The sequence below is a fragment of the Zooshikella sp. RANM57 genome (genome assembly GCF_050749885.1).
Classification (GTDB): domain Bacteria; phylum Pseudomonadota; class Gammaproteobacteria; order Pseudomonadales; family Zooshikellaceae; genus Zooshikella.
In genome coordinates this window covers 245,239-257,380 of record NZ_JBOIUB010000001.1, presented here as the reverse complement: position 1 = coordinate 257,380, position 12,142 = coordinate 245,239, and the positions used below count along the sequence as shown (strand labels likewise).

Below are 12,142 nucleotides of genomic sequence, written 5' to 3'. Positions count from 1 at the left end.
AAACTACAAAGGCACTAAAGTCATGACAATACCTTTAGTTATAGCAGCTTCAACACAACCATTTGTGTTTAAATTTCATATAAGGTGCTTGGATAAATTCCGATTTGCATTAAGCCAGTATATCCCTGATACATTTTGTAATGCTCCTTTTCCTAAAAAAATATCGTGAATTCGTCCCAGGAGCTTGGCTGCTGCATCCTTGCAGCAAATAGTGACATTTACTCAGTTTTTCTGCCTCTGCACTGGCATGCATCGAAATACAATAGGAGTACACTGAGTAATGATTTGGGTAGAACAAAAAGCGGGGTTACCATGTTTGAGTTTATATTTGAAGCCAGTGATAGTAACACCATGAGCAAATTAATATCACTAATTATTCATTTCACCAAGTAATTTCTGTATACGCTGTATACGTGATTTATTTTCATCATCATTTCGTAATGCAATAACTAATTCCTTCTTCATTATTTTTTTCACTATTTCAATATTATCAATACCATTTTTTCCTGCCAGATAGAGCATTACATTTGGATCTGTGATTGCCACATTATTTCTTCCCTTAGAAACCTTTTTTAATAGAGAGAGTTCATTGGATGCTCCCTCAACATGTTTAGGATATTTTTTCATCGCCGAATCAATTTCTACAGGGTATACATAAGACTTAACAATGCCTACGTCATATTTTTCAAATAAGTTATCGATTGTAGAGAACTCGATTGTTGCTTCTGCTCTTTTCAATACAGCAATTTCTGACCAATCAACAGGTTTAGAAGCAACAAAGCCCTTACCTACTTCCTCAGGCCATGCAGGATAATAGCCAAGGTAGCCTTTTTTTAAGGCAACTTCCTGTGCACGCTTCCATGGATAAAACTCAACTTTCAATGTGATTCCTGCTTTTTTTAAAGTATCCATGAGTTTTTGAATAGAGTTACCTTGATTAGCCATCTCATCTCCGGAGTAAGGTTCCCAATTCAATGATGTGATAACCCATAATTCCTCACCAAAAGCAGGTAACGACAAAAGCAAAAAACAAGTCAACGCAATTTCTTTCTTCATTATTAGGACAACCTTTATAAGAAATTTATCAACAGTAAATAGAAACCAGGAACCAGTAAACCAAAGCAACAAATTCGACATCGTATCACTTGAGTTTATACCTAAAAAATAATCAACAACCCGCTTTTTAAGTAATCCCATAAAATCTAGCATTTTCACTACAATACAACAAAGTTGTCTTTAGGGAACCTATAAAAACAGCATTTTTTAAAGTAGTACTACATAAAGAAACTCACCACATTAGGAGATTTCGTAAAAATCTATATCTTTTGCTAACATCTATTCAACACCGAATCTTCAAATAAAAATCACTATTTTTAGAGGTATCCATCATTATATAACCAATATTCAATCAACATTATTAAAGCATTCTCTATTCCCCAAAGAAAAGTAGATAAATATCAAAACAAAGGATAAACCCATAAACCTTATAAAACCAACGCTTGTTATAGCCATATTATGGGTATTTTCGTTTTATGTAAAAGCTGAGAATAGCCCCCTTACGGTCATATGCGATGAATGGCCACCTTATCAAACGGTTGAAAAAAACAATGTTGGAGGGTTTAGCACCAAAGTGGTAGAAGAGGTTTTTAAACGAATGAATGTTAAAACCAATAAAATCAAAGCCTACCCCTGGAAACGAGCTATAACAATGGTTAAGACAGGAACTGCAGATGCACTTTTTTCTGCAAACTTTACAGAAGAAAGAACCAAATTTGCAATTTACCCTGAAGAAACACTTGTCGATTCTCCTTGGGTCATGTGGGTTAGAGAAGAAGATAATTTAAAATATGAGTCATTTGATAATTTACTCGGTAAAAAAGTGGGTTTGGTACGAGGCTACAGCTACACCAAGGATCTTTGGGAATTTGTTAAGAAGCATAACATTTATGAGGAAGTAACCAAAGATGAACAAAACTTCAAAAAATTGAATTCTGGTCGTATTGATTATGCTGCAGCAGAACTAGGGAATGGATTTTATATTATTAAAAACTTAAAACTGAATAAAATCGTCCCTCTCAAAGGTACCCCCATCAAATCAAGTGGCCTATACATTATGTTCAACAACAAAAACGTCTCAAAAAAGTTTGTCGACAATTTCTCCAAAGAGCTTAAAAAACTAAAAACAGAGTCTGTTTATAAATTTCTATACAATGAATACTTTGGAAGCTAGCCACTTAACAAATACAACCATTCAATCGAAGAAACCCTAACAATCAACTGATATATAACATCTCAGCACAAACCAGAGATTTTATGATAACGATTTTAAAAGGGTCACTACACTTGACAAGAAAAATACAAGACATCCCATTAAAATGAAATACAATAAACTCACATTACTAAATCTATTGTATTGTTTATTACTACCACTAAATGCTAATTCAAAGGTAGATTCAATAGAGGTTATATGTGATATTTGGCCACCGTACCAAACCATAAATAACAACCAAGTGGGAGGATTCAGTACCGAAATAATAAAATTAGTCTTTAAAAGGCTTAATGTAAAAGTAAAAAAGATTAGAAACTACCCATGGAAACGAGCCATCACAATGATCGAAAAAGGAGAAATCGATGCTTTATATTCTGCGAACTTCACAAAAGATAGAACAAATTTTGCCTATTACCCAGATGAGATGATTATTGTATCTCCATGGTTTTTATGGATTAAAGAAGAGGATAATCTAAAATTTAATTCATTAACTGACTTGTCTGGCAAATCAATTGGCGTGGTTAGAGGATATAGTTACACCAAGGAGTTCTGGCAATATATAAAAAACAATTCAATTTACAAAGAAGCTGTTAATGATGAACAAAACTTTAGCATGCTTAATGCAGGAAGAGTTGATTTTATTTCTGCAGAATTAGGTAATGGCTTGTACACAATACAAAAGCTGGGGTTATCGAATATAAAAGCACTCACAAAAAAACCAATAAAAGTAGATGGCCTTTACATAATTTTCAACAAAAAGACAATCCCAAAACCATTTGTAAAGCAATTTTCCAAAGAGCTCAAATCATTAAAGCAAGAACCCATATACCAATTTATCTACAATCAATATTTTATTCAATAGACTCATAAGCAAGCAGCTACACAAGATTTACCCACGTACCATTTTTCCAAATTCAAACAGCCAGTTAATACACAATATCCCCATCACTCTAAAACTACACTAGTGTTATTTCGATGTACACCAGCAGTAGACAAAGGCCAGATAACGTACATCCAGCTGTTTGCCTCAAGAAGAAGAGAATACGCTAAGTAAATATCATTTGAATATAACTTGATTACACTATAAATTGATTGAATGCCTTTTCCTAAAATATGAAAACAGTCTTATGGATTCCACTCAACACCACTATACCGCGCATGCTTTTTATAAAGACCTACCCAACGGTCGATGTTCTGGCACACTGTCTATAACAAACGAAAACATTTGCTTTGTTGGCGGAGGCAAAGAATTAGCCATTCCTATAAAGGGAAGTGAGTTTAAATTAGGTGGTGCAAGTAATCGCCTGGTGTTTATCTCTCATCCAGACTGGCCTGAACTGTCGTACTATACAAGTGATCGCTCAATACTGAAAGATACTTTATTGATTAATCACCCCGCAATTGCGGCCCAACTTTCCAAAGCAAAACAAAAGCGAACAAAGAACCATTTTATTTTTATTGTGGTTAGCCTGCTGCTTATCGCAAGTCCATTTTCATTATACCTTGCCTTAGATCCTATAGCGGCGCTACTTGCTCAGCAAGTACCCGCTGACTGGGAGCAATCACTGGCAAAACAGGCCATAAAGTCATATCAGTTAGAAAGCCCGTTTATGCCGGATAAACAAGCTGAACCGTTATTGAAGCCTCTTGTCAGTCCACTGTTAGCAGCAATACCGAACAAACGCTATGATTTCCACTTTTCAATTGCCTTAAATCAGGAAATTAATGCCTTTGCCTTACCTGGCGGTTATATTGTCATTCACTCAGGACTTATTTTAAAAGCCGACAGTGCTGAAGAATTATTAGGTGTTGTGGCTCATGAAATGGCTCATGTGACAGAACAGCATGGACTTCGGAATATCATTAGTGCCAGTGGTACCTTCATTATTGTCGATGCGTTACTTGGCGATATGACTGGTCTTTTAGCCATGATGGCTGATGCTGCACCTTTATTGATTAACCAAAGTTACTCTCGAACGTTTGAAGCTGATGCAGATGAAAAAGGAGTAACTTTACTAAAAGCTGCCAGCATCAATCCGCAAGGCCTACATCAGTTTTTTAAAAAAATTCAGGAAGAAGAAACAAGACGTTTAGCCCAAGTTACCGGTGAAGAAAACCAAGAGTTAATTCAGCAGTCCCTTGCACTGCTAAGTAGTCACCCCGCTACATCAGACCGGATTGATCAACTAAAATTACTAACACAAGATAGTGGTATCTCATATCGAGACCTGAATAATGAATTTGACAAACTGAAACAAAGTGTACAACAATTTGTGACTCATACTTCATCGGACACAACTACAGATGAAAACAGAAATTAAAGGCGGGCGGGCCTTTTCTTACTTAGATATTGAACTATCCCCTGGAGAGATAATAACCGCTGAATCTGATGCAATGGCCACGATGTCTGCTGACTTAGATTTGAACTCACGTTTTAATGGTGGTTTTTTTCCTGCGCTAGCCCGTTATTTTTTAGGTGGTGAAACCTTATTTATTAATGAATTCACCAATCATGCTAACAGTAACCGACATATAACGCTTTCTCAGCCAACGCCAGGTGAGATTAAAGCGGTAGAATTAAAAGGGCAAACACTGTACTTACAACCTGGCGCATTTTTAGCCTGTACCGAGGATATTAAAGTAGGCGTCAAGTGGGCAGGTTTTATCTCCTGGCTAGCCAAAGAAGGGTTATTTAAAATTGTCGTTAAAGGCCATGGCACCGTATGGTATGGCGCTTTTGGGGCACTATTAGAAAAGGAGATTGACGGTGAGTATATCGTCGACACTAGCCATTTAGTTGCCTATGAGCCCAGCATTAAACTTAAATTGCAATTGGCAGGAGGTATTTTTTCCAGTTTCTTTAGTGGTGAAGGTTTGGTAACACGAGTCGTAGGCAAAGGCAAGATTACCATACAAACACGAAGTTTATCTGGATTGGCAGAATGGATAAATCCTAAACTGCCTTAGCATCTGTTGTTGTTATCACAAAGGGCCTATTAATGGATATACAGCTATTACATCGTCCGGGTAATACTGCGGCTAAAGTCTCTCTAAACCCTGCAGAGGTATGTACCGCTGAATCAGGTGCCATGATTGCGATGAGTAATAACATCAATATTACCACCACTACCCATAAGCAAGGAAAAGGCAGCATTCTGAAAGCCGTAAAACGGATGGTCGCTGGTGAGTCATTATTCATTAACCATTTTGAAGCACAAAATACTGCAGGTGAAGTGTGGCTAGGCACAGCATTAGCAGGCGATATGGAAGTCATGCAACTCGACAATGAAACATTGATTGTACAAGGCAGTTCATTTCTTGCTTGCGAGCATTCAATTGAAATTAACCTGGGCTGGCAAGGCTTTAAATCAATTTTTTCAGGAGAACGTGTATTTTGGTTACATTTAAAAGGCTCAGGTAAAGTACTTATAAGTTCTTTTGGAGCGATCTATCCTATTCATGTTGATGGTGAATATATTGTTGATACCGGCCACATCGTCGCTTTCAATGAAACACTTGACTTTACTATCACTAAAGCAGGAAAAAGCTGGTTACACTCATTTCTGGGCGGTGAAGGTTTGGTGTGCAAATTTCATGGCAAAGGTACCGTTTGGTGTCAGTCGCATAACCCCAGTAGCTTTGGCTCAATGCTGGGTGGCAATTTAAGACCCCGTTAGCCAGTGTTTTTTTAATTGTGAATGGCTTTATGTAAGCCCGAACATCAACGAAACAAGGGTTACGTTAAAACAATTACTCGGTTCAAACATACCCGTAAAGCCAATAAGTCGTTCACACAGGAAACCAGACAATGCAAGATAACCAATATCAAGTGACACTAACAGGCAAGATAGCAGAAGCTACAAGTTTAGAACAAGCTGCCGCTCAGTTTTCCCGCTTATTTAAAACAACGCCAGAAGTTGCAAAGCAAACACTACAAAAAAGCCCAATCATAATTAAAAAAAACCTTGACCAGGTAACCGCCACCAAAATTCGCAATGCGCTGGATAAAATAGGTATTGGTTGTCGTATTTTAACCGCTGAAGAAGCAGAAATTGAGGCCAAGGCTGCAGCTCAAAATCTTTCTAATAACAACCTTCAAGCTGACAAACGCTCTTCTACTGCTCCTACAAATGATACTTTTGAGTCACCCGCAGACCATCCTGGTTTATCATTTAAAATTGAAGGCAAGCCAGACTACAGCTTTGTTACCGTACAATTACCCGCAAACCAAACCATCAAAGTAGAAGCTTCAGCCATGGCGACCATGGACACCCATATTGAAATGAAAACAAAGCTAAAGGGTGGCCTCGGACGTTTTGTTACTGGCGAATCCATTTTTATCAATGAGTTCACTGCCACTCATGGTCCTGGTGAAATTGGTATTGCCCCAGGAGCGCCAGGCGACATGATGCACATTTATTTAAATGATGAAATACTGTACTTACAAAACTCCGCCTTTGTAGCTTCAGCAATGTCTGTCAACATTGAAACTAAATGGCAAGGTTTTACTAAAGGATTTTTTTCGGGTGAGAATTTATTTTTAATTCGAGCTTCTGGTAAAGGCGACTTATGGTTTAATAGCTATGGCGCTATTATAGAAATTGATGTCGAGGATAATTATGTTGTTGATACAGGCAATATTGTAGCTTTTACTGAACATCTTGACTATAAAATCAGCAAAGTAGGTGGTTATAAATCTTTATTTTTCTCAGGTGAAGGCTTTGTTTGTCGTTTTTCTGGTAAAGGAAAAGTCTGGATTCAAACAAGAGGCGTTGATGCCTTCTCATGGTGGGCACATGCTTACCGCCCTGCTAAAAATAGAGGTTAATTGCTTAGAAGCAACACCTGCAAACATAACTTTTATATTCCACATACTTTATTTTATTACCTTTTTAAAGTAATAAGTGTTCTAGTACTGGCGCTCATATTTTCTATAAACTCAAATAATTATATTGTCTTATATCAATTCTTATTGTTTTTAAGTTAGTCTATTTGTAACTTTTTGTGTTAATGTCGGTGTTCTCAATCACAGGAAATATTTTTTTGAAAAGGAGTTTCAAATGTTAAAAAGGCTATTATTTTTAATTTGTCTATTACCAGGAATAACACTTTATCAGGCCTTTGCAGATAGTCAGTACACTACTAATGACTCAGCAACGTTGGCGAGTTCAACAATCCCTGGGGGATGGACTCTTTATCGAACAGATATTAATCGTTTTGAAATGGCTGTGTTTGATCAAGCACTGGATGGTTTAGTTGGGGTTGCCTACACACCATTTGCAGTTTCAACACAGGTTGTCGCAGGAACAAACTATAAATTCATTTGTAATGCTCAACCCGTCTATCCTGATGCCGTACCCTATGCCGCTATCGTCAAAGTTTATCGGCCTTTACACGGAGCCATTCAACTATTGTCAATAACGCCTATTGAAGAGTAATGATGATAGTTAAACACTCCTACAATAGTTACCCCGTGTATGCGGGGTAACTGGGCAAACAACTTTATTATTCAGCTCGGATATGAAATACGCTAGAAATACCACTGACTGTTAGAGTAATCTCCTTTATTACAGTCCCAAAGATGTATATTATCTCCATCTTTTGGGTAGTTTGACCCTTTTTTATTGATACAGTAGTTTGTGCCACGAAGCTTTAGCCTGTTGCTCCTAATCCTGTCCCAATGATTATTCTTTGAGCTACCACGAGCACACGACCATAGATGTATATTATCTCCATTAGATGCAGAACCTGTTCCTTTTTTGCTTAAACATTTATCTGATCCTTTAAAACGTATTTTACTGCCATCCCATACCCATTGACTGTTACTGTTTCCATTACACTTCCATAAATGTATATTATCACCATCATTGTGGTGACCTGATGCTGTATGAATACAGTACCGGGAATCATAAACAAGCTTTATTTCACCCGCAAATGTATTATATGACGCGAGTACAACAGATACGCAGACAAGTTTGAACATTATTTTCATTATCATTCCTCCTTAAAAAGCAAGAGCAGCGCAAGTCAACATATTGATGCTATAGAAAAGTAAGTTTTTATTAGCAGTTAGATTTATTGGCTCTCTTTAGGGCTGTTAACAAATTCGAAGCAATGAACTAACTGAAAGTTCAGCTTAATGAAGATATATTTAAAAAGGAAAAATATGACATGAAGTTTTTAATACCCATTAATAAAAATTAATAATTTTTCAACAATACACGAAAACATTCGCAAACCACTTTCCGTATTACAAACACTACCAATGACAGATATCTCTAAAATGATTTATGAAGGGTATACTTTACTCCAGTAAACTCCAGCGCACTTTCATAACATTTAATCGTTTAAATAACTACATTTATCAGCATACATAACAACGCTATTCAAATATATTTTGTAACACGCTACTATTTCATCCGGTTAAGCTTAAAAATATTACTGGAAAAACACTATTTTTAGAGCCATCCTTAAAATAGTGTTTAAATAAAAAGCAAACACTAGCACTAAAACCAACGTCTAAGAATTATCATCTCGATAGTACTTCTAACATTTAATACTTTTTATTTTCTTGAACAAAGAGGTTACATGCACTCTTTCAACAAAGCTTTAGCTTGCTCTCTGATAATAACAACACCACTATTATCTAGTACATATGTTTTAGCACAACAACCTGTTATTATGGATGTTATGGCTGTTTATACAAAAAACACTGATTCAAAATACGATATGCCAGCCAAGCTTAGTCAGTTTATTAATTATGCCAATAAAAGCTATGAAAACAGTAATATCAATATTAAATTACGTTTAGTTCACCATAGCATATTACCTGACACTGAAGGGTTTAATGATAAATTAACCAAACCATCCCTAAAAAAATTAAAATCCAGCAATTATGTTGCAGAACTCAGAGCAAAACATGGTGCTGATTTTGTAACACTCGTAGGCCCTTCTAGCCAATATTGTGGCCTAGGGTACTTACCCTGGCGCAATAAAAAAGGAGAACTCTCTGCAAACTCAACATCAGTTGCTTACAATTGGGTTGGGGTAAACTGTGTCAGCGCCTATGCTCATGAGTTAGGTCATAATATGGGATTACACCACTCACGAGCACAAAAAAGTAAAGGTTCAATTTATGAGTGGGGCGTTGGCCATGGAGAAGTTGGTCAGTACGTAACCAATATGGCCTATCAAAGCGCATATAGCCAAGGTAAGTGGGTACCACGTTTACCCTTTTTTTCAAATCCGACTATCTTTGAATGTCATGGAATGGCATGTGGTGTTGATATCCATAAAAAAGATGGAACTAATGCGGCACTTGCACTGAATCGGGTTGCCTTACAATTAGCTGAGTTTATGCCGACCAAGTATGAGTTAGCTAATAAAAACAATACAAATGTTAAGCTATGTAATCAACCAAAAATACCAGGGAATTTAATTGATCATCCTAAATTAAAAGAATCCGAACTACAGTACTGGCACTCACACTCAGGTAGCCAACTTACCATTGAAAAAATACAGAAATCATGTGGACAAGACAATGCACTTAACGTAGCAAATACTCAAGGAAAAGCAGAGGTTTATACCATCATTAAGGATTTAAAAGCTGACATCTATTATAATTTTTCTGCAAACGTAAAATTAAGCACCCCAAATAATGCGAGAGAACAAATCAAGTTTATCTTACAAAGACCCAGGCAGGAAGATATTATTCTTAAAACGTTATCCGTAACCAATAAAGAGTTTATGCAAGTAAAAGCAAGTTTCATTCTTTCACAAAGTTCTTCTTTAAAAAATGAACAAAAAATAAAGCTTGCTATTTCGTCAACGAGTAATCGCAAAGGTAGTGCCTTTCTGCTAGATGATATCGTTGTTAAAAAAGCTATCAACCAACCTGAAAAGCCTACATTTAAAACACATACTCTATTTTCTCATAACTTTGAAGATGGATTAAATAGCTGGCATCAAGGGTTTGATAGCCAAATCGCCTTAACTAAAAGCCAAGAAGGCCAGCATCATTTAGCCATAGCTAACCGTCCATACTGGTATGCAGGAGCAGCATACGATGTGCGGGGTTTACTTAAAAACAATACTACATATCAGGTAAAAGCCAATTTTAAGCTGACAAGTCAGTCAAATATTCCCCAATATGCTGATATGAGACTATATTATTATGACGATGCAGGTCATCACTGGCTAACTATTAATCAGCAACCTGTATCAGTTAACCAATGGCACACAATAACAGGCAACATCAACATTTCCCCGAAAGGTCAGGTCCTTGTACAAAAATTGTTTATATTTGGGCCCGACAAAGGCATTAATTTTGCGGTTGATAATGTCCAACTAAGTAAAATGAGTCAGCTCTAGCAGTTCCATACTAAACCCCTGGATATACACCATAATGTTAAAAGTCACTACAAGCATAGGGTGCTTAATGCTGTTTTGCGCCCTTATAACCTATTTTTTTCTCAGTAAAGATGATCAATCTAAGCCAATAAAAGCAACAACTCCAATAACAGCCAATACCGTTAAACATGCAGGAAATAACGATAAATCACCTCAACAAAGTCAAGAAGGCTTACAACAGGTAAAACCCACGGAATCAATAAAAAACGATAGTGCAATAATCAACAATAATAAACCAAGGCCTGTCTGGGCTGTCAACATGAATAACCCTCTTATTGAGGAAAATGGTATCCATGTTGGTCAAGCAAAAATGGACACTGACTTATTGGCAAATCTTGCTTTAGAACAAACGTTAGTGGTCAATATCCCCCATAACAATGAACAATATCGAGTGAAGTTAGACGCCACGTATAATTTTTCAGATTCTGTCGAGGTATGGGAAGGTAAAATCGAGAACGGACAACCCTACGAACGTATTTCAATACACAGGGGTAAAAAACAAGCCTATATTTCAGTATCTACCACCAATGGACTTTATACCGCTACGGTAAACCCCAGCACAGGTGCCGTAAAGATTACTAATGATAGTGAGCTAACTCACCATATAAACCAAGGTAAAGTGGATGTAATGAAGACAACCGCATTTACCATTCCTGCACCCACTCGCAAAACCAGTAATGGAGGTGCAGAATAACTGTTGGCCATTGAAGAATAGCCTTTGACCATTAAAATATGGCGGTACCACAAAGTGGACCGCTATAATAATCAAAACGACTTTTCAGCCGCTTTCCTTAAAAAATACTGCCTACCAAAGTCATATTAACTAAACTCTGGTGGTAAAACATCATATTTGGGCACACCTTCTGGGAATACCGCCCAACTTGGCGCAGATGCCGTATAAATTGCCATATTGGGTTTTAACTCATGATTGTTATTTATCGTACTGGCAGAAACTGAATAAAAATTACCTACCGTGACGTCTATACAAAGGGTTGTTCCACACTGACTACAAAACTGGTGGATCATTTCTTTACCTGAATCACCTAGACGGGTATACAACGCTGGTTGCCCTTTTGTGAACGCCAGCTTTTCTTTAGGTACCCAAACACCAAACCACTTATCAGAACCCGTATGTATTTGGCAGGATTTGCAATAGCAGAATGCTGTATTGATCGGCTCCCCTTCAAATGAGTATTCAACTGATCCACATGCACATTGGCCTTTATTTTCACTCATAACATAACCTTTTGTTTATTGCTAGCTTACACTCACTGTAATACAACCCTACTGACAGCATTATGTCAGTAGGACACCTATTGCTTTTGTGATCACATTAAACACAACTGTCATACAGTTCGCATAAAAGAAGTATTCTCGTTAGAATGTTTACAGTGTTTGTATAACTTTTAAAAATTAGGAAACACGTTTTGTTTACATTTAAAATTGATAACGAACTTGAGCTGG

The 12,142-nt window shown here is 36.9% G+C and carries 12 protein-coding genes; 9 read left to right on the top strand and 3 right to left on the bottom strand.

Translation table 11 applies throughout. The annotated features are described in order from the left end of the window. Positions 1-369: 369 nt before the first annotated feature. Complete coding sequence (locus tag ACQ96U_RS01060) at positions 370-1,215, bottom strand: hypothetical protein (protein ID WP_431719371.1); 846 nt, start codon at positions 1,213-1,215, stop codon at positions 370-372. A 235-nt stretch (positions 1,216-1,450) separates the two neighbouring features. Here ACQ96U_RS01060 and ACQ96U_RS01055 point away from each other — a divergent pair, with 235 nt between their 5' ends. From ACQ96U_RS01055 to ACQ96U_RS01025, 7 genes are all read left to right on the top strand, one after another. Then, positions 1,451-2,230 carry a substrate-binding periplasmic protein gene (locus ACQ96U_RS01055; RefSeq protein WP_431720122.1) on the top strand — a complete coding sequence of 260 codons (780 nt, stop codon included), beginning with the start codon at positions 1,451-1,453 and terminating at the stop codon, positions 2,228-2,230. A 145-nt stretch (positions 2,231-2,375) separates the two neighbouring features. Further along, positions 2,376-3,131, top strand: a complete 756-nt coding sequence (locus tag ACQ96U_RS01050) for a substrate-binding periplasmic protein (RefSeq protein WP_431719370.1) — start codon at positions 2,376-2,378, stop codon at positions 3,129-3,131. A 265-nt stretch (positions 3,132-3,396) separates the two neighbouring features. Then, entirely contained in the window at positions 3,397-4,590 is a 1,194-nt protein-coding gene (locus tag ACQ96U_RS01045; RefSeq protein ID WP_431719369.1) for a M48 family metallopeptidase, read from the top strand. Next, complete coding sequence (locus tag ACQ96U_RS01040; protein ID WP_431719368.1) at positions 4,574-5,236, top strand: TIGR00266 family protein; 663 nt, start codon at positions 4,574-4,576, stop codon at positions 5,234-5,236. Before ACQ96U_RS01045 ends, ACQ96U_RS01040 begins: the two co-directional genes overlap by 17 nt. A 32-nt stretch (positions 5,237-5,268) precedes the next feature. Then, positions 5,269-5,946: a TIGR00266 family protein gene (locus ACQ96U_RS01035; RefSeq protein ID WP_431719367.1), complete on the top strand. Its 678-nt coding sequence runs from the start codon at positions 5,269-5,271 to the stop codon at positions 5,944-5,946. Between the two features lie 131 nt (positions 5,947-6,077). Continuing rightward, the gene (locus ACQ96U_RS01030; protein WP_431719366.1) at positions 6,078-7,097 is read left to right on the top strand and encodes a TIGR00266 family protein; all 1,020 of its coding nucleotides are present in this window, start codon (positions 6,078-6,080) and stop codon (positions 7,095-7,097) included. A 232-nt stretch (positions 7,098-7,329) separates the two neighbouring features. Next, positions 7,330-7,707 carry a hypothetical protein gene (locus ACQ96U_RS01025; RefSeq protein ID WP_431719365.1) on the top strand — a complete coding sequence of 126 codons (378 nt, stop codon included), beginning with the start codon at positions 7,330-7,332 and terminating at the stop codon, positions 7,705-7,707. A gap of 92 nt (positions 7,708-7,799) precedes the next feature. On the opposite strand, the gene ACQ96U_RS01020 is transcribed toward ACQ96U_RS01025, so the two are convergent. Next, entirely contained in the window at positions 7,800-8,261 is a 462-nt protein-coding gene (locus ACQ96U_RS01020; protein WP_431719364.1) for a ricin-type beta-trefoil lectin domain protein, read from the bottom strand. A gap of 596 nt (positions 8,262-8,857) precedes the next feature. Here ACQ96U_RS01020 and ACQ96U_RS01015 point away from each other — a divergent pair. After that, on the top strand, positions 8,858-10,639 hold the full coding sequence (locus ACQ96U_RS01015; RefSeq protein WP_431719363.1) for a carbohydrate binding domain-containing protein: 1,782 nt from the start codon (positions 8,858-8,860) through the stop codon (positions 10,637-10,639). Positions 10,640-10,706: 67 nt separating this feature from the next. Continuing rightward, positions 10,707-11,372: a hypothetical protein gene (locus ACQ96U_RS01010; protein WP_431719362.1), complete on the top strand. Its 666-nt coding sequence runs from the start codon at positions 10,707-10,709 to the stop codon at positions 11,370-11,372. Between the two features lie 125 nt (positions 11,373-11,497). On the opposite strand, the gene ACQ96U_RS01005 is transcribed toward ACQ96U_RS01010, so the two are convergent. Next, positions 11,498-11,914 (bottom strand): GFA family protein, encoded by a 417-nt coding sequence (locus tag ACQ96U_RS01005; RefSeq protein WP_431719361.1) that lies wholly within the window; start codon positions 11,912-11,914, stop codon positions 11,498-11,500. Positions 11,915-12,142: the final 228 nt, after the last annotated feature.